22 protein-coding genes are annotated in these 22,802 nt (G+C 68.6%); 15 read left to right on the top strand and 7 right to left on the bottom strand.

From position 1 onward, the window contains the following. Nucleotides 1-48: 48 nt before the first annotated feature. The gene (locus OG817_RS28110) at nt 49-1,242 is read left to right on the top strand and encodes a homogentisate 1,2-dioxygenase domain-containing protein (protein WP_360453372.1); all 1,194 of its coding nucleotides are present in this window, start codon (nt 49-51) and stop codon (nt 1,240-1,242) included. A gap of 43 nt (nt 1,243-1,285) precedes the next feature. After that, nucleotides 1,286-1,921 carry a hypothetical protein gene (locus tag OG817_RS28105; protein WP_406047597.1) on the top strand — a complete coding sequence of 212 codons (636 nt, stop codon included), beginning with the start codon at nt 1,286-1,288 and terminating at the stop codon, nt 1,919-1,921. Here OG817_RS28105 and OG817_RS28100 read toward each other — a convergent pair. After that, on the bottom strand, nt 1,918-2,712 hold the full coding sequence (locus OG817_RS28100) for a polysaccharide deacetylase family protein (RefSeq protein WP_406047596.1): 795 nt from the start codon (nt 2,710-2,712) through the stop codon (nt 1,918-1,920). The two genes, OG817_RS28105 and OG817_RS28100, sit on opposite strands and share 4 nt — an antisense overlap. Before the next feature lie 117 nt (nt 2,713-2,829). Between OG817_RS28100 and OG817_RS28095 the strand changes: the two genes are divergently transcribed. The 5 genes from OG817_RS28095 (at nt 2,830) to OG817_RS28075 (ending at nt 8,803) form a co-directional block, all read left to right on the top strand. Further along, the gene (locus OG817_RS28095) at nt 2,830-4,692 is read left to right on the top strand and encodes a bifunctional metallophosphatase/5'-nucleotidase (protein ID WP_406047595.1); all 1,863 of its coding nucleotides are present in this window, start codon (nt 2,830-2,832) and stop codon (nt 4,690-4,692) included. Nucleotides 4,693-4,783: 91 nt separating this feature from the next. Beyond that, nucleotides 4,784-5,473: a FadR/GntR family transcriptional regulator gene (locus OG817_RS28090; RefSeq protein ID WP_406047594.1), complete on the top strand. Its 690-nt coding sequence runs from the start codon at nt 4,784-4,786 to the stop codon at nt 5,471-5,473. Nucleotides 5,474-5,535: 62 nt separating this feature from the next. Next, on the top strand, nt 5,536-6,264 hold the full coding sequence (locus OG817_RS28085) for a creatininase family protein (protein ID WP_406047593.1): 729 nt from the start codon (nt 5,536-5,538) through the stop codon (nt 6,262-6,264). A gap of 84 nt (nt 6,265-6,348) precedes the next feature. Continuing rightward, on the top strand, nt 6,349-7,266 hold the full coding sequence (locus OG817_RS28080; protein ID WP_406047592.1) for an alpha/beta hydrolase family esterase: 918 nt from the start codon (nt 6,349-6,351) through the stop codon (nt 7,264-7,266). A gap of 1 nt (nt 7,267) precedes the next feature. Beyond that, nucleotides 7,268-8,803, top strand: coding sequence for an AbgT family transporter (locus OG817_RS28075; protein WP_406047591.1), 1,536 nt, complete (start codon nt 7,268-7,270; stop codon nt 8,801-8,803). On the opposite strand, the gene OG817_RS28070 is transcribed toward OG817_RS28075, so the two are convergent. Further along, a complete protein-coding gene (locus tag OG817_RS28070; protein WP_406047590.1) occupies nt 8,796-9,374 on the bottom strand; it encodes a nicotinamidase in 579 nt (192 codons plus the stop codon). The two genes, OG817_RS28075 and OG817_RS28070, sit on opposite strands and share 8 nt — an antisense overlap. An 82-nt stretch (nt 9,375-9,456) precedes the next feature. Beyond that, complete coding sequence (locus OG817_RS28065) at nt 9,457-10,236, bottom strand: SDR family NAD(P)-dependent oxidoreductase (RefSeq protein WP_406047589.1); 780 nt, start codon at nt 10,234-10,236, stop codon at nt 9,457-9,459. A gap of 180 nt (nt 10,237-10,416) precedes the next feature. On the opposite strand from OG817_RS28065, the gene OG817_RS28060 reads away from it, so the two are divergent. The 5 genes from OG817_RS28060 (at nt 10,417) to OG817_RS28040 (ending at nt 15,356) form a co-directional block, all read left to right on the top strand. Then, nucleotides 10,417-11,934, top strand: a complete 1,518-nt coding sequence (locus OG817_RS28060) for a fibronectin type III domain-containing protein (RefSeq protein WP_406047588.1) — start codon at nt 10,417-10,419, stop codon at nt 11,932-11,934. A gap of 176 nt (nt 11,935-12,110) precedes the next feature. Continuing rightward, nucleotides 12,111-13,346 carry an MFS transporter gene (locus OG817_RS28055; RefSeq protein ID WP_406047587.1) on the top strand — a complete coding sequence of 412 codons (1,236 nt, stop codon included), beginning with the start codon at nt 12,111-12,113 and terminating at the stop codon, nt 13,344-13,346. Then, entirely contained in the window at nt 13,343-13,843 is a 501-nt protein-coding gene (locus tag OG817_RS28050) for an AAA family ATPase (RefSeq protein WP_406047586.1), read from the top strand. The genes OG817_RS28055 and OG817_RS28050 overlap by 4 nt, the downstream gene beginning before the upstream one ends. Nucleotides 13,844-14,060: 217 nt before the next feature. Next, on the top strand, nt 14,061-14,825 hold the full coding sequence (locus OG817_RS28045) for a sulfite exporter TauE/SafE family protein (RefSeq protein WP_406047585.1): 765 nt from the start codon (nt 14,061-14,063) through the stop codon (nt 14,823-14,825). 15 nt (nt 14,826-14,840) lie between these two features. Continuing rightward, nucleotides 14,841-15,356: an NUDIX hydrolase gene (locus OG817_RS28040; RefSeq protein ID WP_396395673.1), complete on the top strand. Its 516-nt coding sequence runs from the start codon at nt 14,841-14,843 to the stop codon at nt 15,354-15,356. Here the strand turns inward: OG817_RS28040 and OG817_RS28035 are convergent. Next, on the bottom strand, nt 15,353-16,351 hold the full coding sequence (locus OG817_RS28035; RefSeq protein WP_406047584.1) for a YdcF family protein: 999 nt from the start codon (nt 16,349-16,351) through the stop codon (nt 15,353-15,355). The two genes, OG817_RS28040 and OG817_RS28035, sit on opposite strands and share 4 nt — an antisense overlap. Before the next feature lie 36 nt (nt 16,352-16,387). After that, complete coding sequence (locus tag OG817_RS28030; protein WP_406047583.1) at nt 16,388-17,386, bottom strand: hypothetical protein; 999 nt, start codon at nt 17,384-17,386, stop codon at nt 16,388-16,390. A 95-nt stretch (nt 17,387-17,481) separates the two neighbouring features. Between OG817_RS28030 and OG817_RS28025 the strand changes: the two genes are divergently transcribed. Beyond that, complete coding sequence (locus OG817_RS28025) at nt 17,482-18,714, top strand: D-arabinono-1,4-lactone oxidase (RefSeq protein WP_406047582.1); 1,233 nt, start codon at nt 17,482-17,484, stop codon at nt 18,712-18,714. On the opposite strand, the gene OG817_RS28020 is transcribed toward OG817_RS28025, so the two are convergent. Both OG817_RS28020 and OG817_RS28015 read right to left on the bottom strand, forming a co-directional pair. Then, nucleotides 18,707-19,399: a cache domain-containing protein gene (locus OG817_RS28020; protein WP_406047581.1), complete on the bottom strand. Its 693-nt coding sequence runs from the start codon at nt 19,397-19,399 to the stop codon at nt 18,707-18,709. The genes OG817_RS28025 and OG817_RS28020 overlap by 8 nt on opposite strands. Then, the gene (locus OG817_RS28015) at nt 19,399-20,166 is read right to left on the bottom strand and encodes a FadR/GntR family transcriptional regulator (protein WP_406047580.1); all 768 of its coding nucleotides are present in this window, start codon (nt 20,164-20,166) and stop codon (nt 19,399-19,401) included. The genes OG817_RS28020 and OG817_RS28015 overlap by 1 nt, the downstream gene beginning before the upstream one ends. Before the next feature lie 105 nt (nt 20,167-20,271). On the opposite strand from OG817_RS28015, the gene OG817_RS28010 reads away from it, so the two are divergent. After that, a complete protein-coding gene (locus tag OG817_RS28010) occupies nt 20,272-21,708 on the top strand; it encodes a gamma-aminobutyraldehyde dehydrogenase (RefSeq protein ID WP_396395447.1) in 1,437 nt (478 codons plus the stop codon). Between the two features lie 17 nt (nt 21,709-21,725). Further along, entirely contained in the window at nt 21,726-22,781 is a 1,056-nt protein-coding gene (locus tag OG817_RS28005; protein ID WP_406047579.1) for an ABC transporter ATP-binding protein, read from the top strand. Nucleotides 22,782-22,802 lie beyond the last annotated feature (21 nt).

Below are 22,802 nucleotides of genomic sequence, written 5' to 3'. Positions count from 1 at the left end.
CGGTAAGCGGACGCATGCGTTCGATTAACGTACACGGGAGCGGGAGAGATGACGTTCTACCGGCAGGTCGGGCAGGTTCCGCCGAAGCGGCACACGCAGTTCCGGAAACCGGACGGTGGGCTGTACTACGAGGAGCTGATGGGGGAGGAGGGGTTCTCGTCGGACTCGTCGCTGCTGTACCACGCCGGCGTACCGTCCGCGATCGTGGACTCGCAGGTGTGGGACCTGCCCGACCTGGCCACCGTCGCGAACCATCCGCTCACGCCCCGGCACCTGAAACTGCACGACCTCTTCGCCGAAACCTCCAAGTCCAACGCGGTCGAGGATCGCCGGCTCGTGCTCGGAAACGGTGACGTCCGGATCTCGTACGTCGTCGCCGAGCAGCCGTCGCCGTACTACCGCAACGCCATCGGCGACGAGTGCGTGTACGTCGAGAAGGGGTCGGCGACCGTGGAGACGGTGTTCGGCGTGCTGAACGCGGTCGAGGGCGACTACGTGATCATCCCGCGGGCGACCACGCACCGCTGGCTGCCCGGGCCGGACGGGGTGCACGCGTACTGCATCGAGGCGAACAGCCACATCGCGCCGCCGAAGCGCTACCTGTCGCGGTACGGGCAGTTCCTCGAGCACTCGCCGTACTGCGAACGCGATCTGCACGCGGCGGGCGAGCCGCTCGTGGTCGAGGACACGGACGTCGAGGTGCTGGTCAAGCACCGCGGCAGCGGCCCGGGCGGGATCGTCGGCAGCCGGATGACGTACGCGACGCATCCGTTCGACGTGGTCGGCTGGGACGGCTGCCTGTACCCGTACACGTTCAATGTCAGCGACTACGAGCCGATCACCGGGCGGATCCACCAGCCGCCACCGGTGCACCAGGTGTTCGAGGGCAACAACTTCGTGGTCTGCAACTTCGTGCCCCGCAAGGTCGACTACCACCCGCTGTCGGTGCCGGTGCCGTACTACCACTCGAACGTCGACTCCGACGAGGTGATGTTCTACTGCGGCGGCGACTACGAGGCCCGGAAGGGGTCGGGCATCGGCCTCGGCTCGATCTCGCTGCACCCCGGTGGGTACGCGCACGGGCCGCAGCCGTCCGCGATCGAGGCGTCGCTCGGCGCGGAGCGGTTCGAGGAGCTCGCGGTGATGGTCGACACCTTCCGTCCGCTCGAGCTCGGCGAGGGCGGTACGGCGGTGGACGACGGCGTCTACGCCTGGAGCTGGGCCGGGCGGCGCAAGTCCTGAGACCCGTGTCGGCGGCGGCCCGCCGAGATGGGAGTGTTGGGGCATGAGCCAGCACGGGGAGGATGCGCAGGCGTTCGTCGTCGGCATCGATCGGGAGGCGGTGCGGGGACGGCGTGAGCGGGTCCGGAAGGTCCAGCGCCGGGGTGCCTGGGTGACGCTGGCGATCGGTGCCCTCGGCATCCTGGTCGCGCTGGTCGCGCTGATCGCGTTCCGTGGCTCGGGTCTGTGGCCGTTCGCGCTGCTGTTGATCGTGGCCATGATCCCGCTGGTGCTGAGCACCGTCCTCGCGCTCCGGCTGATCGCCGAACGGCAACGCTGGTACGCCGCCAACGACGTGCAGCCGATCGCGATGCGGATGACTCCTCGCGCGCTCGAGCTGGCCTGCGAAGGAGCGGCGTACCCGGTGGTGCTGCCGTGGGCGACGGTACGCGGCTTCCGGCAGGAGAAGTTGTTCGGGCAGTACACGCTCGAGCTCGACCTGGCGCCGGGCGTGGGTGCCACGACGGCCGGCGTCCGCGGGCTGGACCAGCCGTCGGTGCGGACCGTGGTCAAGCCGAACCCGCTGCTCCGGCCGACCGGTCTGTTCCTGGTCAAGGCTCTGGACCAGCCGGTGCACGTCATCGACCAGGCCCTCCAGCACTTCTCCGGCGGCACCACCAGAGTCAGCCGCTCCAACTAGCAGGGCAATGAGCGGTAGGTGTAGCCCGCGCGGGTCAGCTTGGTGAGGGCCTGGTCCAGGGCGGTGACGGTTTCGGAGCGGTTGCCGCCGCCGTCGTGCATCAGGATGATCGCGCCCGGCCGCGCACCGGCCAGCAGCGCATGCTCGATCCTCGCGACGCCCGGCTTGGTCCAGTCCTTGGTGTCCACGTCCCACAGCACCTGGCGCTGGTGCACCGCCGCCGCGGTCGCCTCGATCTTGGCGTTCGTGGCGCCGGTCGGCGGGCGGAGGCACTTCGACTTCACCCCGGACGTGATCTCCTGCCGCATCTTCGCGTCCGGCAGCAGGGTCAGGGTCTTGTGGTCCCAGGTGTGGTTGCCGACGTGGTGGCCGGCCGCGCGTTCGAGCGTGACCAGCTCCGGAAACTGCGCGACCTGGATGCCGAGCACGAAGAAGGTCGCCTTCGCCTTGTGCTTGCGCAGTACCTGCAGGACCTTCGGCGTCCACTCGGGCTGCGGGCCGTCGTCGAAGGTCAGGTAGAGCACCTTGCCGTGACCGGTCAGGTTCCAGTCGTCGGCCGGCACCGTGGTCCGCTGCTGCTGCCGCGACTGGTGCTTCTTCGGCCCGGGCTGGCTCGGCGGATGCGTCGGCCGCGCCTTGACCGGGACGTTCAGCGGTGCGTGCGCGGCCGTCTGGACGGCAGGCGCGGCACTGGTGACCGATTGGTCGGACGGTTTGGCGGCTTGGGCGAGGACGGCACCGCAGAGGAGGGCGGCGACCAACGGCAGGAGCTTGCCGGGCGGCTTGGTCATGTCCGGCATCTTCTCGTGCCGCCAGGTCAGCCCGAAATCGGGTCGCGGCGTGTCGCCGTATCGTGTGCCCCGGGCCGGAGACCCCGGCGGCGGCGAGACTGCCGGCACAACCTACGCGTGAGGCGGACGATGACGGACAGCGGCGAGCGGACGACGATGACGAGGCGAACGGTGATCGGAGGCGCGGCGGCGCTGGCGGCGGCCGGGTTCCAGGCGGTACCGGCGTACGCGGGTCACGATGCCGGGCACGGTTCCACGACGGTCCGGCTGACCGTGATGGGCACCACCGACCTGCACGGCAACGTCTTCAACTGGGACTACTTCAAGAACGCCGAGTACGACGACGCCGCGCACAACGACATCGGCCTGGCCAAGATCTCCACCCTCGTCACCGCTGTCCGGGACCGCGTCGCCGCGGAGCGCCGGGCACCGCAGCCGCTGCTGCTGGACGCCGGCGACACCATCCAGGGCACCCCGCTGGCCTACTACTTCGCCAAGATCGAGCCCATCACCGGTGGGCACACCCACCCGATGGCCGCCGCGATGAACAAGATCGGGTACGACGCCGCCGCGCTGGGCAACCACGAGTTCAACTACGGCCTCGACATCCTGCGCAAGTTCCAGCGGCAGCTGCGGTTCCCGCTGCTCGGGGCGAACGCCCAGGACTGGACCACGGGCCTGCCGGTGTTCCCGCCGTACGTGCTGAAGCGGGTGCAGGTGCCGGGCGAGAAGCCGATCACGGTCGGCATCCTCGGCCTGACCAACCCCGGCATCGCGATCTGGGACAAGGCGAACGTCGAGAACAAGGTCAAGTTCGGCGGCATCGTCGAGCTGGCGAAGGTCTGGGTGCCGCGCGTCCGCAAGGCCGGCGCCGACGTGGTGATCGTGTCCGCGCACTCCGGCATGGACCTGTCCTCGTCGTACGGCGACGCCCTGCCGGTGCCGGAGAACGCGTCGGCCCTGATGGCGGAGACGGTTCCGGGCATCGACGCCGTACTGGTCGGCCACGCGCATCTGGAGATCCCCGAGCGGATGGTGACCAACAAGACGACCGGCGAGCAGGTCGTGCTGAGCGAGCCGCTGAAGTGGGGCATGCGGCTGTCGCTGTTCGACCTGGACCTGCAGAAGGTGCGCGGCCGCTGGACGGTCGTCGGCCGGCACAGCCAGGTGCTGAACGCGAACACCGTGGACGCCGACCCGACGGTGGTCGCCGTACTGCAGAAGGACCACGACAAGGTCATCGAGTACGTGAACTCGAAGATCGGGACCTGCAAGGAGGCGATGTCGGCCGCGACCGCGCCGTGGGAGGACACCGCAGCCCTGGACTTCGTGAACTTCATCCAGGCCGACGCGGTGTCGAAGGCGCTCGTCGGTACGCCGCAGGCCGGCCTGCCGGTGCTGGCGATCGCGGCACCGTTCAACCGGGAGGCCGCCATCCCGGCCGGTGACGTCTCGGTGCGGGACGTGGCCGGCCTCTACATCTTCGACAACACGCTGCTCGCGGTGACGATGACCGGTGCCCAGGTCCAGGCCTACCTCGAGTTCTCCGCGCAGTACTTCAAGCAGGTGACCGGCAGCGGTCCGTTCCCGTCCGACCAGGTCACCAACGCGCCGACGCCGACCGCGCCGGGCGGGACTCCGGACTACAACTACGACGTGATGGGCGGCCTGACGAAGCCGCTCACGTACAAGATCGACATCGCGAAGCCGGTCGGCTCCCGGATCACCGACCTCGCCTACGACGGCACCGCGGTGGCCGCCGACCAGGAGTTCGTTGTCGCGGTCAACAACTACCGGCAGTCCGGCGGCGGCAACTTCCCGCACGTCTCGACCGCGCCGGTCGTCTACAACCGCCAGGTCGAGATCCGCCAGTTGATGATCGACTACGTGACGTCGACCGGCACCGTCGACCCGGCCACCTTCCACACCGCCGACTGGTCCCTGACCTCGAACGGCGCCCCGATCGTGGTCACCGCCTGACGTCCGGTTTCGGGGAACACGGTTGCAGGACCCGTAGAGCGACGCCGCCGGGGTCTTGACCGAGGTAAAGGCTAAGTGATTTAGTCAGTTTGTGACTTACTTAGCGTCCGAGGCGCTACCCAGCCTGTCCGATCGGTTGACCGAGTCGATTCTCGGCATCATCCGCGACGGCGGGCTGGGCCCGGGCGACGCGATCCCGTCGGCTCGCGAGCTGGCCAAGCGGTTCGCGATCACCACGCCGACGGTCCGCGAGGCGCTGCGGAAGCTCGAGGCGACCGGTGCGGTCGAGTTCCGGCACGGTTCCGGCACGTACGTCGGTCCGACGATCAACAACGTCGTACTGGCGAATCCGCACCGCCCGCCGATCACCAAGGAGTCGGTGCTGCAGTTGATCAGCGCCCGCCTGGTGATCGAGCCGGCCGTCGCCGCGCAGTCCGCGGCCGCCCGGCAGCCGGAGAACCTGGAACGCCTCGAGGCCGCGGTCACCAATGCGCTCATCCCACCGGGCGGTCCGGCGTTCGCGCTGAACTTCCACGTGGAGCTCGCCGCCGCCTCCGGCAATCCGTTGCTGCAGGAGGTGCTGGCCTCCCTGCTGAAGGTGCGGGTCCGCGAGCAGCAGCAGATCCGTGCGCTCTACGACAACCGCGAGCGCGACCACGAAGAGCATCAGGCGATCCTGGAGGCCGTCCGGGCACAGGATGTGGAAGCGGCCGAGCGACTCACCCGCGAGCATCTCGACAACATCCGCGTGGCCGTCGAGTCGGCCTCGGAGCTGTCATGAACGGCCGTTCTCCGGAAGAAAAGCGCCACCAGGCGGCGGAAAGTCTCCGGAGACTCGCGGAGATGACGACCGACGAGGCCGCAGCTGCGGTACGGCGGTCGCCGCTGGTGATCATCCCGGTCGGGGCGCAGGAGCAGCATGGCGGCGGGATGGCGATGGCCACGGACACTGTGCGCGCTGTCGGTGTCGCCGACCGCGTGGCCGAGCGGCTGGCCGGCCGCGCCGTGATCGCTCCGGTTGTCCCGTACGGCATCTCGCCGCACCACATGGCCTTCGCCGGGACCATGTCGTTGTCCCCGGCAACCTTCATGCAGGTACTGCGCGATGTGATCGCCAGTCTGCAGGACCACGGCTGGCGGCAGTTTCTCGTGATCACCGGGCACGGCGGGAACAACGCCGCGCTGTCTGTGCTGGCGCAGGAGTACGTCCGCCAGGACCTCACCTTCACGTGGACACCGATCACCTCCGTGGTGTCCGATCTGATCGTCGATGTCAGCGAGGTCCACGGTCACGCCGGTGAGGCCGAGACCGCCCAGATGCTGTACCTCGCACCCGACCTCGTCCAGGTCGACCGCCTGGAGCCGGGTGCCACCACGCTCGACGAGTTGACCACCCCGGCCCGGCTGTCCCGGCAGGCGCGCGGACCGCGCCTGTCCGTCGGGTTCGACGTGTACCACAAGCGTGGCGTGCTGGGAGATCCCCGCCGCGCCACTGCCGAGGACGGCCGTCTCCTGGTCGAGGCGGCCGCCGACCGCATAGCCGCCTTCGCCGACGAACTGCTCTCGGCCTGACCCCAAGACCCCCGCTCACTGGACCCCGGCTCAGGTGGTCCAGGCGCGAGCCTGCCCGCTCGCCTGCCCGAGGAGGCACCCCTGATGAACCTCGCACGCCCCAAAGCGCTCGGCGCGCTCCTGATCACCGCCGGCCTGCTGACGATCGGGTTGCCATCGGCAACCGCCGCCCCAGATTCCCGGAGTACCGGTTGCGGCAAGCAAGCAGTCTCCACCGGCGACTACGAGGTCGTCAGCGGTGGACTCACCCGGACCTACCGCCTGCACGTCCCGGAGAAGTACAACTCCACCAAGGCATCACCGTTGATCGTCGTGTACCACGGCCGTGGCAAGACCGGTGCGCAGACGGAGGCGTTCTCCGACCTGTCGCAGCTCGACGCGATCGTTGCCTACCCCAACGGGGTGATCGGTGACGAGGACAAGCAGGCCTGGCAGGGAGCGCCGTACTCGGCCAAGGGTGTCGACGACGTCAAGTTCACCGCTGATCTGCTGGACAAGCTGGAAGGCGAGCTCTGCGTCGACACCGACGCCGTCTACGCGACCGGCAAGTCGAACGGTGCCGGCTTCACCGGCATCCTGGCCTGCCAGCTGGCCGACCGGATCGCCGCGATCGCCCCGGTCTCCGGCGCCTTCTACATCGAGGGCAAGCGGTGCGCGCCCAGCCGCCCGGTCCCGGTGCTCGACATCCACGGCACCGGCGACACCACGATCCCGTACGGCGGTGACGGGCAGCGCGACCTGCCCAGTGTCGAGACCTGGGTCCGCGACTGGGCTGTCCGCGACCACTGCGACCAGGAACCGCGGGTGTCCCAGCAGGGCGACGACGTACTGAAGTTCACCTACAAGGGATGCACGGCTGATGTCGTCCAGGTCGCCGTCACGGACGGCGGGCACAGCTGGCCGGGATCGGACGCCTCGTCGGGGCCGGGCTATGTGACCCAGACGTTCGAGGCGCACGAGCTGATCGGCGCCTTCTTCGAGTCGCACAAGCTGAGGCATTGACATGAGTACGACGACCGGCACGAGGGAGCAGTTGCCACGCCTGGTCCGGGCGATGGCGGTGATCGAGCGGGCCGGCAACGCGCTGCCGCATCCGTTCTGGTTGTTCTGGATCCTGTCCGGACTCCTCGCGGTGGTGAGCGCGGTCCTGGCCGGGTTCGACATCTCGGTGGTGTCGCCGAAGGACGGCAAGACCGTCGCGGTGCAGAACCTGCTGTCCGGCGACGGCCTGCAGATGGCGGTGTCGACGGCGATCTCGAACTTCGCCGAGTTCCCGCCGATGGCGACCATCGTGGTCGTGATCATGGGCGTCGCGCTGGCCGAGCGAACCGGATTCCTGCAGGCCCTGATGCGGGTCAGCGTCTCCCGGGTGCCGCAGTCGATGGTGGTGTTCGCGGTGGCGTTCGCCGGCACGATGGCGCATGTGGCGTCGGCCGCGGCGTACATCATCCTGGTGCCGCTCGGCGGGCTCGCGTTCCGGGCGGTCGGCCGATCGCCGATCCTCGGCATCGTGGTCGCGTACACCGCGATCGCCTCCGGGTACGACGCCAGCCCGATCCCGACCCCGAACGACGCGATCTTCGCCGGCATCACCACGGCGGCGGCCAAGACGGTGGACCCGGAGGCCTACATCTCGCCGCTGTCCAACTGGTTCTTCAACATCGCGTCGTCCGTGCTGCTGGCCTTGGTGATCACGTTGGTCACCCGGCTGGTGCTGAACAAGCGGACCGACCTCGAGGCCGACCCGGACGCGCCTGGTGACGATCCGGACCAGCTCAAAGTATCCGTTGCCGAGCGCACCGGTCTGCGCCGGGCCGGGATCGTCTTCCTGCTCGTGGCCCTCGCGATCGTCGCCGTACTGGCACCGCACAACTCGCCGCTCCGAGGTGAGAACGGAAGCATCGTCGAGTCGCCGTTCCTGGACGGCATCGCGATGGTCGTCGCGGTCCTCTTCGGCATCGTCGGCATCACCTACGGCGTGACGGTGAAAGCGATCGAGCGTGCGGCCGACGTACCGAAACTGATGGCCGAGGGCATCAAACAGATGGCGCCTGTCTTGGTGCTGTTCTTCGCGATCGCGCAGTTCCTGGCGTACTTCGACTGGAGCAACATCGGCGATCTGCTGTCGGCGGAGTCGGCGCGGGTGCTGGGGGATCTCGGCGCACCGAAGGTGGTGATCTTCCTCGGCATCCTGGTGCTGCTGACGGTGATCAACGTGCTGGTGACGAGCGGTTCGGCGATGTGGTCGCTGACCGCGCCGATCCTGGTGCCGATGATGCTGTTGCTGAGCGTGCCGGCCGAGACCACGCAGGCGCTGTTCCGGATCGCCGACTCGGGGTCGACCGCGATCACGCCGATGAGCCCGTACTTCGTGATGGCGCTCGGGTTCCTGCAGCGGTACCGCAAGGACGCCGGCGTCGGCACGCTGGCGTCGTACACGGTGCCGTTGGCGATCGCGATGACGGTTGCCTGGACGCTGTTGTTCCTGGCCTGGTGGGCGATCGGCATCCCGCTCGGCCCGGGCGCCCCAGTCAGGTGAGGGTGACGCCGGCGGCGCGGAGGTCGGTCAAGGCCTGCTCCGTGCTGCCCGGCGCGACCCCTGCGGTCAGCGCGGTGAGGACCGTCGTACCGAAGCCCTCGTTGCGGGCGTCGAGGGCGGTCGCCCGGACGCAGTAGTCGGTGGCGATCCCGCACACGTCGACATCCGTGACGCCCTTCGTCCGCAACCAGTCGGCGAGCGCGTGGCCGCCTTCGTGGGACTTGCCCTCGAAGCCCGAGTATGCGGCGGCGTACTCGCCCTTGTCGAAGATCGCGTCGAACGGCTGGGGGTCGAGGTTCGGGTGGAAGCTGACGCCGTCGGTGCCGGCCACACAGTGCCGGGGCCAGGAGTGGACGAAGTCGGGGGCGTCGGAGAAGTGGTCGCCCGGGTCGATGTGGTGGTCCCGGGTGGCCACGACGTATGCGTACTGCCGGTCGCCGGGGTCGGCCTCGTGCCACTTGTGCAGCAGTTCGCCGATCCGGAAGGCGACATCGGCTCCACCGCTCACGGCCAGGCTCCCGCCCTCGCAGAAGTCGTTCTGCACATCCACCACGATCAGTGCCCGGGCCATCGCGACGCTCCTTTTCCAGGTGTCCCTGAGGCCACGGTACAAGCGTGACCGCCGCTCGGCCCCCAGCGCGCGCCGCGCCGCGCTACTCCGGCAGCAGCGAACCGCCGGTGACGCGCAGGATCTCGCCCTGGATCGCCCTGGTCCGCGGCGAGGTGAGGAACACGATCGCGTCGGCCAGGTCGGCGGTCTCGGGCAGTCGCCGGGCGCTGAACCTGGTGGCGATCTGATCCACCGCGGGCTTCGGCAGGACCCGGTGCTCGCCGTTCTCCAAGGTGATGCCGGGCATCACGACATTGACCAGAACGCCGTCCTGCCCGAGATCGTGCTGCAGGCTGGCGACCAGCCCGTGCAGACCGGCCTTCGCCGCGCTGTACGGCCACGCGCCGGCCATGCCGCGCTCGGCCAGGTCCGTCGAGATCAGCACGAGTCGCCCGTGCGCCGACCGTCGCAGCGCCGGTGCGACCTGCTGAACCAGGTGGAAGTTTCCCTCGAGATTCGCCCGCATGACCGGGATCCACCACTCGGGCCTGGCGTCCTCGATCTTCGTCGGCCGATCATGAAACCCCGCGTTACCCCAGTCGACCGCGTTCCCCACGACCGCATCGAGCCCACCCCACTGACCGACCGTCGCCTCGACCGCGGCCGCGATCGTCTCCGGCTCGTTCAGATCCATCGGTACGACGTACGCCGTACCTCCGGCCGCCTCGATCTCCTCCGCAACCCCTTCCGCAGCGTCCTTCCGCGAGTTGTAGGTGATCGCAACCCGGGCACCCTCCCGCCCGTACGCCACCGCGGTCGCCCGCCCGATCCCCGAAGACCCACCGGTCACCAACACCGCCGCGTCGTTCAGCCCCAGTTCCATGACCCGCTCCTCCTGCAATAGTTAGTCGGCTAATCACAAAACTTAGCCAACTAACTATCGGAACGCAACCCGCCGTCAGGCCGAGGCGCTGTCGGGATGGCCTGAGCTGACAGTTATCGTGTCGTGGCAGAAAGTCACGGGGCCGAGGTGGCCCGCCGGTTCAGGGGGCTGAGGGCGTCGATGAAGAAGGCAGTTCTGGCAGTTGTCGCGGGCGCGGCTGTGGTCGCCGCGGCACTGGTTCCGTCGGGTCCGCCGGTTGCGGCGGCGATGTCGGGGTTCGGGTCGGCCGTGTCCGCGGTCGGGAAGGTGACGTGGCAGACCAACGACAGCGTGAACGCGCTCGCCGTCGCGGGTGACACGGTGTACGCCGGCGGACTGTTCACCCGCATCCGGCAGCCCGGCAAGGTGGAGGGGCAGGGGGAAGCGGCCCGCCCCTACCTGGCCGCCTTCGATCGGACCACAGGTACGCCGACCGCCTTCGCCCCGAAGCTCAACGGAGCGGTCTGGAGTATCGCCGCCTCCGCGGACGGCAAGTGGGTAGTGGTCGGTGGAGACTTCACCACCGTCGACGGCGTGGCCAGGCAGCACATCGCGATGTTCAGCGTTGCCACCGGCAAGCTTGTGGCCGGGTGGGATCCGGCGGTGAGCTACCGGGTCGCGGCGCTGGCGATCCACGGCACCTCCGTCTACCTGGGCGGCTCGTTCCAGCGGGTCGACAAGGCAGTGCGCAACCGGGTGGCAGCGGTCGCGCTGAGCACCGGTGCGCTGCTGCCGTGGGATCCGGACGCGGACAACGACGTGTACGCGCTCAAGCCGTCCGACGACGGCTCCCGCGTCTTCGTCGGCGGTGGCTTCAGTGAGCTGAACGGCGAGGACCACTGGGCCCTGGCGATGGTGAACCCGACGACCGGTGCGGTCCTCGACCTGCCGACTGCGGACGCCATTCCCGAACCGTCGCCGGACTGCATGAGCCGGGTGAGGGACATCGACACGGCCGACGGCCGGGTGTTCGTCGCCAACGCCGGCAGCGGGATCGGCTGCTACGACGGCGTCCTGGCCGCTGACGAGACGACCGGCAAGTTGCTCTGGCAGAGCCAGTGCCTGGGTGCGACCGAGGCGATCAAGGTGATCGGCAACTGGCTCTACAAGGGCTCGCACGCGCACGACTGCAGCAAGGATGGCGGCTTCCCGGACAAGACCGGCATGCACCACCTGCTGGTGGAGAGCGCGATCAACGGCAAGCTCGGCCCCTGGTACCCGAACACCGACGCGGGCGGCGAGACCCTGGTCGGACCGCTGGCGTTCGCGTCCGGCGGCAACGACCTGTGGGTCGGTGGTGACTTCACCACCGTGAACGGCAAGCCACAGCAGGGCCTTACGCGGTTCGACAACGCACCCGGCGGAGCCAAGCCGGCCGTGCCCGCGGCGCCGAATGTCTCCAGTACGCGGGCCAACCAGACGACGGTCAGCTTCACGACGGTCGTCGACACGGACAACATCGCGTTGAGCTACGTGCTGTACCGCGGCACCACGAAGGTCGCCAGCTGGTCGCGCAACTCTTACTCCTGGACCACGCCATCCGTCCAGACCTTCACCGATACCGCTGTCCGGAGTGGCCAGACCGTCAGCTACCACGTCGAGGTCGGCGACGGCCGCAACCTCAGCAAGAGCGCGGCGGCCGCCGTAAAAGTCCGCTGACGTCCGCGGCGGGCCGGGGTAAGCTCACGTCCGACCCCGAGGAGTTGGGACATGGTCGGCAGATCTCGCACGCGTTGACCTCAGCCGTCATCGCGTGCTGCTTCCACTGAGCGGCACAGCGAGCTTTCGCCTGCCCGGGTATCGCCGTACCCGGGTGTCTCAAGGGACTCCTTCTCGTGCCGCTGTCTTTTCGTGCGCCCACGCTGTGGGCCGATCGTGACTTCCTCCGGCTCTGGCTCGGCCAGACCGCCTCACAGTTCGGTGCCTACGCCAGTCAGGTGACGCTGCCGCTGGTGGCGGTGACCTCGCTCGGCGCGAGCGCCGCGCACCTCGGCGCGCTCCGGGCCGTGCAACAGGTGCCGATCCTGCTGTGCTCACTGTTCGTCGGCGTTCTGGTCGACCGCTGGCGATCCCGCGCCATGATGGTGTACGCCGACCTCGGCCGCGCGCTCGTACTCGCGGCGGTCCCGATCGGGTGGATGCTCGGGATGCCGTTCCTGTACGTCGTGGCCTTCACGGCCGGAGTGTTCACGGTGTGCTTCGACGTGGCGTACCAGGCGTCGCTCCCGCGGCTCGTCGACCGCGATCAACTTGCTCAGGGCAACAGCATGGTGGAGACCACCCGATCGGCCGCGCAGATCTGCGGACCGGCGCTGGGCGGCGGGCTGGTCTCGTTGCTCACCGCCCCGATCGCCGTCCTTGCGAGCGCGGCCTTCTTCGCGGTCTCCAGCCTGTCGATCGGACGCATCCGCCGGCTGACGAGCACACCCCCGAGCGCGACGACCGGTCTCGGCCGGCAGATCAGGGAAGGGCTGCGGATCGTCATCCGTGACGGTTCACTGCGGGCAGTGGCGATTGCGACCTGCATCTACCAGTTCTCCTTCACCGCGCTGACCACCGTCTACCTGCTCTTCCTGGCTCGCGCCCTGGACCTGCCGAGTGCCGTCCTCGGTCTGGTCCTCGCCGCGTTCGGTCCGGGCGTCCTGATCGGATCAGTGCTTTCCAGCTGGATGCCCAGGTGGTTCGGCTACGGCCGGGTGGTGGTGTTCGCCGCCCTCATCTCCGATGTCGTCATGCTGTCCACCTCCGGCCTGCACGGTTCCGGCCCGGCGACCGTCGCCGCGCTGATCGCGATCAACATCCTGTACGGCGCCTTCAGCCAAACCGTCGATGTCGCGGTGACGGCGATCCGCCAGGCCATCACCCCGCTGCAGGTTCAGGGCCGGGTCGTCGCCACGATCAACTTCCTCGGCATGGGGCTGACCCCGCTCGGCGCACTCTTGGGCGGAGTTGTGGCTGGTGCGTTCGGCATCCGGATCGCACTTCTCCTGGCCACCGCAGGAATGTTCCTGTCGCCGTTGTTCCTGAGCCTGTCTCCACTGGCTCGCCTGGGCACTAGCCTGGCGCGATGAAACGGATCTTGGTGACCGGAGTGTCCGGCGTCGGGAAGTCCACGGTGGTGGCGCGCCTGGCCGAACTGGGTCACCGCGCCGTGGATCTCGACTCGCCGGAGTGGTCAGAGTGGGTCGACAGCGCGGACGGTTCCGGCCCCACGCCATCGCAGCCGGGGAAGGACTGGCAGTGGCGGGAGGACCCGGTCCGGGAGCTGCTGGCGGACGACGGTGACGGAGTTCTCATCGTCAGTGGGTGCGCGCCGAACCTGGGCGTGTTCCGCGACCGCTTCACCGGCGTCGTACTGCTGAGCGTCCCCGCCGAGGTGATGGCCGAACGGCTCACCCATCGGACCACCAACAGGTACGGAAAGGATCCGGAGGAACTCGCCCGCAGCCTCGAGTTCAAGGAGTCGGTAGAACCGTTGCTGCGGGCAACCGCTGACCTGGAGCTGGACGGAACCACACCGCTCGCGCAGCTCGTCACCCGGATCGAGCGGTTCGCCGCTGAGTCCTGACGAGCGGGCCGAGCAGCTCGATCCGTAGCAGGCGGTTCACCCACCGTAGTCTGCTCTGCGATGGGATCACCCGGCGATCGATTGCCTCGTCGGCTGGTCCGGGCACCGTCCGGCCACGTGATGCTCGTCTCGGACGCCGCTCGACGTGAGATTCTGCCGGTTTGTTCGCCAGGATCGTGGTTGGCTGGCGAGTGATGGACGAGATGACGGCGAGCGCGTGACCGGCCCGGAGCACCTGGCGGTGGTGGCCGCGGGACTCGGCGCGGGGATGCTGACCTCGACGGTCGGCGTCGCTTCGCTGATCAGCTTCCCGGTCCTGATCGCGCTCGGGATCCCGCCCGTCGTCGCCAACGCGTCGAACACGGTCGGCCTGCTGCCGGGCGCGCTGAGCGGATCGTTCGGCTATCGCCGCGAGCTCCGTGAGGTGCCGCGACCACAGACGATCGCCGTCGTCCTGACCTGCGCGATCGGGGCGATCGGTGGTGCCGCGTTGCTCCTGGCTTTGCCGGCGGACGTGTTCGCCGCGGCCGCGCCGTGGCTGATCCTCTTCACTTGCTTGATCGTCGGCGTACAGCCGTGGATCTCGACCTGGCTCCGCTCGCGGCGAGAACACCCGCACGGGACGCAGACGACGATGTCATCGGCGACGACCTTCTTCACCGCACTCACGGGTGTGTACGGCGGCTACTTCGGCGCCGGCGCCGGCGTGATGATGATGGCCGTGCTCGGCCTGGGCCTCGACCTGGAACTGCGGATCGTCAACGCCCTCAAGACCCTGGCGTTGCTGGCCGCGAACCTCGTCGCGAGCGTGATCTTCGTCTTCGTCGCCGACCTCGACCTGACCGCCGCCGCCCTCCTGGCCGCAGGCTCTGTCGTCGGTGGGTACGTCGGATCCCACATCGGCCGCCGCCTCCCCGGCGGCCTCCTCCGCGTACTGATCGTCCTGGCTGGAATCATTGCCGCAGTCCTGATGCTGCGCTGACAACGGAGGTGCCCTATCACCGAGCTGCCGAAGGATCTGCCGATCCTCGAGAGGGACGCGGTCCGCGTCGTCGTCCGTGACAGCAAGGACCGGATCCTGCTCTTCCACACACGTGAGGTGACCGCGCCCGAGCTGGGCGAGTGGTGGGAGCTACCGGGCGGCGGCATCGACGAGGGCGAGACCTCGCTGGACGCCGCGCTCCGCGAGCTGCGCGAGGAGACCGGGATCAAGGTGACCCCGGAGCAGGTGAGTACGCCGACCTGGCGGCGTACGGCGTCGTTCCGGCATCGCGCCGTACGGCACCTCCAGCACGAGGTGGTATGCGAGGTGAGGCTCGACGGGCCGGGACCGGATGTCGACGAGACCGAGCGGTTCGACTACGAGAAAGAGGACTACTTCGGCTTCCGCTGGTGGCCGATCGCCGACGTGGTGGCGAGTCAGGACGTGTTCTATCCGCGCAACCTGCCCGGATTGCTGACGTCGTTCCTGGCCGGGGACCAGATCGACGAGCCGTTCGAACTGTGGTCCTAGACGTGCTGCAGGATCGCGCCGGCTGTGATCAGCAGGCAGATGCCGCCGTTGACGTACTTGTGTGAGTAGAGGATCGCGACGAACTCGCGGATCGTTGCCGTCGGCCAGTAGTACGCCGCGGTCGGGGAGCCGACGACCTGGCCGTTGACCTTGACCTTGCGGGCGGTCAGTGCGGCCCGGAAGGCGTGGAAGTTGTTCGTCACGATCAGGCAGCGGTACGCCGGCACCCGGCTGACCATCAGGTCCCGGTTGAAGGTCAGGTTCTCCGTTGTACTGGTCGACCGGTCCTCACGCAGGATCCGGTCCTCCGGCACACCACGCTCGATCAGGTACGACGCCATCGCGTGCGACTCGGGGACATCCTCATCGGGGCCTTGGCCGCCGGACGTGATGATCATCGGCGACCGACCCTTGCGGACAGCCCGCAGGTAGACCTGCTGGGCCCGATCGAGCCGGCTCGCCAGCAGCGGCGGGACGCGCGAGCCGCGCAGCCCGGAGCCGAGGACGACGACGAAGTCGACCTTCCGGGACGAGCGCACCCGGCTGTAGACGAACGCGTAGGCGAGGAAACAGACGAACAGGAACGAGATGTAGGTGAGCACCCCGACCAGGATCGAGCGCACCGCATCGAGCGGTTCCCAGCTGAGCCGCTGGACCGCGATGCCGAAGATGACGAGCCCGATGATGCCGAGCCCTGCGAGCAGCGACAGCAGGTTCGCCGGCCGGCGGCCCTCCCGGCGCAGCATCGTCACGCCGTTGATCACGAGGAAGATCGCGAGCACCACGATCGCCACCGGGATGGCGACCACGATCGCCAGCACCAGCCAGCGCGCGGCGGTGCCGCTGACGGAGTCGAGCGCGAAGATCACGCCGATCCCGGCGAACATCAGCGTCAGGACCAGGAAGATCCCGTTGCGGAACAGTCGCCGGTCGTGCAGGAAGCTGAGCGCGAAGACGAGGAACCACAACCCGGCGATTCCGAACGAGATGAGCATCGGGCGCCATCAAACCATCTGATGGCGCCCGATCGCTCACGCCAGGCTGGTCAGTGACGAGATCGATGCCTTGTGCAGGTGGGTGATCACGTTCTTCGTCTTCGGGTCGGACCGGTACAGGTACGACCCGGACTCGAACACCTCGTACACGCGGCCGCCGTACTCGGTCAGCCCCTCGGACATGCTCGGCGCCCGGAAGCAGCTCAGCTTCGCCTTGTCCAGGTCCGGCTGCCCGCGGCGGACGACGTACAGGTTGCTCAGCTTGTCCCGCCCGTACGACGTGCTGTAGATGAAGTGCGACTTGGTCACCAGCAGGCCCTGGGTCTTGGTCGGGATCTCCCAGGCCTTGTTGATCGTGGTCAGCGTGCCGTTGCTGCTGATCTTGTACTCGTACATCTTGTCGCGGCCAGTGTCGTTGAACTTCCCGGCGAACAGGGAGTCCCCGTAGCTGGTCAGGAACGACGCGCCGTACACCTTGCGCTCGGAGCCGGTCGCCTTCACGTACGGCGTGCCGGCCTTCTTCATCGCGGCGCGCAGCGTGGCCAGGCTGTACTTGCGGATGCCGTTGGTGCTGCCCTGGACGAAGGCCCAGCCGTAGACCGTGGTGATGCCGCCGCCGTGGGTCGCCGCGATCGCGACGTCGCCGACGACCTTGTTGGTGGCCGGGTCGATGCCGACGATGACCGAGTTCGAGCCCTTGCGGTACATGGTGACCAGCAGCAGGTTCTTGCTGCCGTCCCAGTTCCACCAGGTGCCGATGCCCTGCGGGGTGTACGACGCCAGCCGCGGCAGCGCCGCGCTCATGCTGAACCGGGCGTCGTACTTCGCCGACGCCGACGGGCCGTCGTAGAAGTGCTTGCCGCCGGCCTTGGTGTCACAACTGATGGCGCGCGTAGCCGTGATGGCGGTCGTGGTGGCGGCCGTGGCCGGCTGCGATGGGCCTTTGACCGCGACGGTGATCGCGGTGCCGGTGGCCAGGACACCCGCCAGGCCGAGGGCGGTGAAAGCCCGGCGGCGGGACAGTTTGGGGCGCAACTTAGTTCCTCTCCAATGGGTAAGACCGTCAACCTCCAACCCTTGGTGATGTGCGAGAGTCGTGGCGGGACCGGCGCGCGAGGAAGGTGTACTTCATGACAAATGTCACGAACTGGGCGGGGAACGTCAGCTTCGCGAGCGCAGTGCAGCGGCCGGGGTCGGTGGGGGAACTGCAGGAGATCGTGGCGTCGAGCGAGAAGGTGCGCGTGCTCGGCACCGGGCACTCGTTCAACCGGATCGCCGACAGCACCGGCACGCTGGTCAGTGTCGCGGACCTGCCGCAGGTGATCGAGGTCGGCGAGCGTGGGGTGACAGTCTCCGCCGGGCTTCGGTACGGCGAGATCACGGCGGCCCTGCAGGCCCAAGGACTCGCGTTGCACAACCTCGGTTCGCTGCCGCACATCTCGGTCGCCGGTGCCTGCTCCACCGGCACCCACGGCTCCGGCGACACCAACGGTCCACTCGCGGACGCCGTCAACGCGATCACCTTCGTGGACGCGTCCGGCGAGCTCGTCACGCTGACTCGTGCCGACCCGGACTTCTCCGGCTCGGTGATCTCGCTCGGTGCGCTCGGTGTCACTGTCAGCCTCACGCTCGACGTCCAGCCGTCGTACCAGATCAGCCAGGTCGTGTACGACGGTCTGCCGGTGGAGCGGCTGGGGTCGGACTTCGGCGCGGTGATGGGCAGCGCGTACAGCGTCAGCGCCTTCACCGACTGGGTCGATCCGGACGTGATGGTGTGGCGCAAGCAGCGTGGTGAGGTGCCGATCGAGGCGGAGTGGCTGGGCGCGAAGGTTGCTGACGGCCCCCGTCATCCGATCAAGGTGATGCCGGCCGGCTACGCCACTCAACAGGGTGGCGTACCGGGTCCGTGGAACGAGCGGCTGCCGCACTTCCGGCTCGAGTTCACGCCGAGCAACGGCGACGAACTGCAGTCCGAGTACTTCGTCCCGCGCGAGCGGGCGGCCGAGGCGTTCGACGTACTGCGGGCCCTGGGTAATCAGTTCACGCCGGTCATCCAGGTGTCCGAGATCCGCACGATCGCCGCCGACGAGCTGTGGCTGAGCCCGAGCCAGGGCCGGGACACGGTCGCGCTGCATTTCACCTGGATTCAGGACGAGTCCGCCGTACGGCCTGTCGTGACCGCGCTCGAGGAGGCCCTGGACCCGCTGGACGTGCGGCCGCACTGGGGCAAGGTCTTCGCCGCCGACGCGGCGTTGCTCCGCGCGCGTTATCCCAAGGTGCCCGACTTCATCGCGCTCGCGGCGAAGTACGACCCGGCCGGCAAGTTCCGCAACCCCTACCTGGACACGTACCTGCCTAGCTGAGCTCGACCACCGACAGCGGCAGATCCTCGATCCGGTACGACGGTGACGGTGCGCGCAGCAGCGTCCCGCTCACGTGGTGGGCGCTGTTGCTCAGCACGACCCGGCCCTGGTCGTTGACGATGGCAACTTTTCGGTGGGTCGCCCGCAGGCAGGGCAGGATCGCCTTCTCGAAGGTGAACACGCGGACGTCCGCGCCGGCCACGCCGACGAACCGGTCGTCCACCACGACGGGCACGGTGAAGGTCAGGGTGTAGTCGTCGGTACACAGGTAGTCGACGTACGGCCCGGTGATGTGGCGGCGGCCGGTGGTCCGCGGTACGTCGTACCAGGGCAGGGAACCGTAGTCGTAGAAGTTCTCGCCGCGTGGATCGGTGTCGACGATCAGGCGCTCGGCCGAACCGTTGCTCAGCATGAACCACTCCAGCCACCAGCGGGAGTCGGCCAGCGTGTCGACGGCCGCGACGAATCCCGCGCCCTGGATCAGGCCGTCCGGATCCTCGAGCGCCGGACCCACCAGGGTCGTGACCGCACCGAGGTCGCCGCGCCGGACCGTCGGCTGCTCGGTGAACACGGCACCGACGTCCGTGGCGATCCGGTCGGCGAGCCCGAAGGCCTCGCCGACCACGCCGCCGACCTGCTCCAGGACGGCATCGACTCCGGCATCTGACGCAAGGTGAGTACTCATCAGTCCTCCAGGGCCAGTCTGAGGTCGATCAGTCGTGCCGTCGAGTCTGCGACGCGTTCCTCCGCGGCCGCCCGGGCGGCGTCGCCGTCGGTTCGCTCGATCGCCGCGACGACATCCCGGCAGCTCTGCACGGTCCGGCGGTGACTCTCGTCGTCGCCGAACGCCAGCCAGAGCAGCGTGCCGACCTCTGCCTGGAGGCTCACCTCGGCGCGGTACAGCCGGGTGGATTGCGCGGTCGCGGCCACCTCGATGTGGAACTGTGCATCCGCCCGGCGACGGGAGCCGAGACCTTCGGCGTTCTCCAGACTGTCGCAGACCCCGCCGAGACGCTGCACGTCGTCCGGCGTCGCCCGCTCGGCCGCGAGTCTGGCCGCCGTACCCGCAATGGCGCTGTAGTGGTCGCCGAGATCGCGAAGCTGCGCGAGGCTCAGCTCCTCCAGCCGGTCCCGGACGATCGCGGCGGACATCTCCTCCTGGGCCCGGACGAAGCTGCCGCCGCCCCGCCCACGCCGGGTGTGGATCAGACCGCGCAACCGCAGTGACGACAGGGCTTCGCGCACCGTGGTGGTGGAGACGCCGAAGATGCCGGCCAGGTCGGACTCGCCCGGCAGTTGCTCCGAGTCCGGGAGCAGGCCCAGCGCGATCGCGTCGGTCAGGCGGCGCTCCACCAGTTCCGAGCGGCTCAGCGTCTCCAGCGGTGCGAACACTGCCGCCGCGCCACTGCCGTAGAACCGCAGCGCCATCCCGCCCCTACCTCTCTCGGTCACCCGGACACAACTCCGGAACATTCTCACCGATCTCTTGAACTTTAACATCTGATTTCATATGTTTACGGCCACCAGAGACAGTCCCCGGCCACGGGAGCGTGCGCGATGCGAACTGTGCGGAATCTGATCAACGGAACACCGCGAGACGCGCTCAGCGGCGCTACCAGCGAGCTCGTCGATCCGGCCACCGGCAAGGTCTTCGGTACGGCGCCATTGTCCGGCGACGACGACGTGGACGCGGCGTACCGGGCGGCAGACGCCGCTGCGCCGGGCTGGGCCGGGACCACACCGAGCGAGCGGCAACGCGCGCTGCTGCGGTTCGCCGACCGGGTCGAGGCTGAGGCAGACGCCCTGGTCGCCGCCGAGTCGGAGAACACCGGCAAGCTGCTCGAGCTGACCCGGACCGAGGAACTGGACGTCATGGTCGACCAGTTGCGGTTCTTCGCAGGCGCTGCACGGCTGCTCGAAGGCAAGTCCGCGGGTGAGTACCTGGCCGGTCACACGTCCTGGGTGCGCCGCGAGCCGATCGGTGTCGTCGGCCAGATCACGCCGTGGAACTACCCGATGATGATGGCGGTCTGGAAGTTCGGTCCGGCGCTTGCCGCCGGTAACACCGTGGTCCTGAAGCCGGCCGAGACCACACCGGTGACGACGGTGATGCTCGCCGAGCTCGCGGCCGAAGTACTGCCGCCCGGCGTGTTCAACGTCGTCTGCGGTGACCGTGCGACCGGGCAGGCCGTGGTTGCGCATCCGGTCCCCGGCCAGGTCAGCATCACCGGCTCGACCCGCGCCGGTTCCGAGGTCGCCAGTACGGCGGCGCTCGACCTCAAGCGCACCCATCTCGAACTCGGCGGCAAAGCACCGGCCGTCGTCTTCGCGGACGCGGATCTCGCGGCGGCGGCCGAGGCGATCGGGGTCGGCGGCTACTTCAACGCCGGCCAGGACTGTACGGCGGCCTGCCGGGTGATCGTCGATGCATCGGTGCACGACGAGTTCGTGCAGACCCTGGTCGACTGGGCGCGATCGAACGCGCGCCCAGGACTCGCGAACGACGGTGACGCTCTGTTCGGGCCACTGAACAGCAGTCTGCAGCTGGACCGGGTCCACGGCTTCCTGGCCCGGATGCCCGAGCACGGCTCGATCGCACTGGGTGGCGAGCGGTCCGGCGGAGCCCTTGCCGACGGCTACTTCCTGGACGCGACCGTCGTCACCGGGCTGCGGCAGGACGACGAGATGATCCAGGACGAGGTGTTCGGTCCGGTCATCACCGTGCAGTCGTTCACCGACGAGGACGAGGCACTGCGGATGGCCAACGGCGTGCGCTTCGGTCTCGCGTCGAGCGTGTTCACCACTGACCACTCGCGGGCACTGCGGATGTCCGCGGCCCTCGACTTCGGCTGCGTCTGGATCAACACCCACATCCCGCTGGTGGCCGAGATGCCGCACGGCGGCTTCAAGCACTCCGGGCACGGCAAGGACCTGTCCCTGTACGGCGTCGAGGACTACACCCGGGTCAAGCACGTGATGTCAGCGATCGGATGACGAGCTTGGGTGAGCAGGTGACGACCGAGACGCCGCCGGACACGGTGGCGGCGGTCAGCCTGCGCGGCCTGCGGAAGACGTTCGGCGAGGTGGCCGCGGTGGACGGTGTCGACCTCGACCTGGCCGAGGGCGAGTTCTTCTCGATGCTCGGCCCGTCCGGTTCCGGCAAGACCACGGTGCTGCGGATGATCGCCGGCTTCGAGGTGCCGACCGCGGGCCGGATCCTGCTCGGGGGCGTCGACGTCACCGAGCGGCCACCGTACGCGCGCGATGTGAACACGGTCTTCCAGGACTACGCGCTGTTCCCGCATATGAGTGTGTTGCAGAACGTCGAGTACGGGTTGCGGGTGAAGGGTGTCGACCGGCGGTCGCGCCGTACCAGAGCTCTCGAGGCGCTGGAAACGGTCCGGCTGGAGGGGTTCGGGGACCGCCGGCCGAGCCAACTGTCCGGTGGCCAGCGGCAACGCGTTGCGCTGGCCCGGGCACTGGTGAACCGCCCGAAGCTGCTGTTGCTGGACGAGCCGCTCGGAGCCCTCGACCTGAAGCTGCGCCGGGAGATGCAGCTCGAGCTCAAGGCGCTGCAGCGTGATGTCGGCATCACCTTCGTGTTCGTCACCCACGACCAGGAGGAGGCGCTGACGATGAGCGACCGGATCGCCGTGTTCAACGGCGGCCGGATCGAGCAGCTGGCCGGGCCCGCCGAGCTGTACGAGCACCCGGCGAGTGCGTTCGTCGCCGGGTTCGTCGGTACCTCCAATCTGCTCGAGGGCGACGTCGCATCCGCCGTCCTCGGTACGCCGGGAGTGTTCACCGTCCGGCCCGAGAAGATCGACATGCAAACTCGGGACGCCGCCGCCGGCCCGGGGAGCTGTACCGCCACCGGTGTGGTCCGCGAAGTGGTGTATCTGGGCTCGGCCACGCAGACCGTGGTCGATCTGGACGCCGGTGGCTCGCTCATCGTCCTGCAACAGAACCAGCAGGGTTCGGTGCAGGACAAGCTCGCGCTTCGGGGTGCCCAGGTCCGCCTCACCTGGCGCCGCGAACACACCGTCGAGATCGGCGGTTCCGCCTAGCAAGTCCCACCGCCCCACCCC

It is taken from the genome of Kribbella sp. NBC_00889 (assembly GCF_045207705.1).
Classification (GTDB): Bacteria; Actinomycetota; Actinomycetes; order Propionibacteriales; family Kribbellaceae; genus Kribbella.
The sequence above is the reverse complement of the archived record's forward strand: the minus strand, read 5'-3'. Positions and strand labels throughout refer to the sequence as shown.

Excerpts from the sequence above, each read along its gene's own strand:
- OG817_RS28060 (WP_406047588.1), top strand. The coding sequence starts at position 10,417 with ATGAAGAAGGCAGTTCTGGCAGTTGTCGCGGGCGCGGCTGTGGTCGCC.
- OG817_RS28075 (WP_406047591.1), top strand. The coding sequence starts at position 7,268 with ATGAGTACGACGACCGGCACGAGGGAGCAGTTGCCACGCCTGGTCCGG.
- OG817_RS28085 (WP_406047593.1), top strand. The coding sequence starts at position 5,536 with ATGACGACCGACGAGGCCGCAGCTGCGGTACGGCGGTCGCCGCTGGTG.
- OG817_RS28100 (WP_406047596.1), bottom strand. The coding sequence starts at position 2,712 with ATGACCAAGCCGCCCGGCAAGCTCCTGCCGTTGGTCGCCGCCCTCCTC.
- OG817_RS28105 (WP_406047597.1), top strand. The coding sequence starts at position 1,286 with ATGAGCCAGCACGGGGAGGATGCGCAGGCGTTCGTCGTCGGCATCGAT.
- OG817_RS28035 (WP_406047584.1), bottom strand. The coding sequence starts at position 16,351 with ATGCTCATCTCGTTCGGAATCGCCGGGTTGTGGTTCCTCGTCTTCGCG.
- OG817_RS28080 (WP_406047592.1), top strand. The coding sequence starts at position 6,349 with ATGAACCTCGCACGCCCCAAAGCGCTCGGCGCGCTCCTGATCACCGCC.
- OG817_RS28025 (WP_406047582.1), top strand. The coding sequence starts at position 17,482 with ATGACAAATGTCACGAACTGGGCGGGGAACGTCAGCTTCGCGAGCGCA.
- OG817_RS28065 (WP_406047589.1), bottom strand. The coding sequence starts at position 10,236 with ATGGAACTGGGGCTGAACGACGCGGCGGTGTTGGTGACCGGTGGGTCT.
- OG817_RS28110 (WP_360453372.1), top strand. The coding sequence starts at position 49 with ATGACGTTCTACCGGCAGGTCGGGCAGGTTCCGCCGAAGCGGCACACG.
- OG817_RS28070 (WP_406047590.1), bottom strand. The coding sequence starts at position 9,374 with ATGGCCCGGGCACTGATCGTGGTGGATGTGCAGAACGACTTCTGCGAG.
- OG817_RS28050 (WP_406047586.1), top strand. The coding sequence starts at position 13,343 with ATGAAACGGATCTTGGTGACCGGAGTGTCCGGCGTCGGGAAGTCCACG.
- OG817_RS28020 (WP_406047581.1), bottom strand. The coding sequence starts at position 19,399 with ATGAGTACTCACCTTGCGTCAGATGCCGGAGTCGATGCCGTCCTGGAG.
- OG817_RS28010 (WP_396395447.1), top strand. The coding sequence starts at position 20,272 with ATGCGAACTGTGCGGAATCTGATCAACGGAACACCGCGAGACGCGCTC.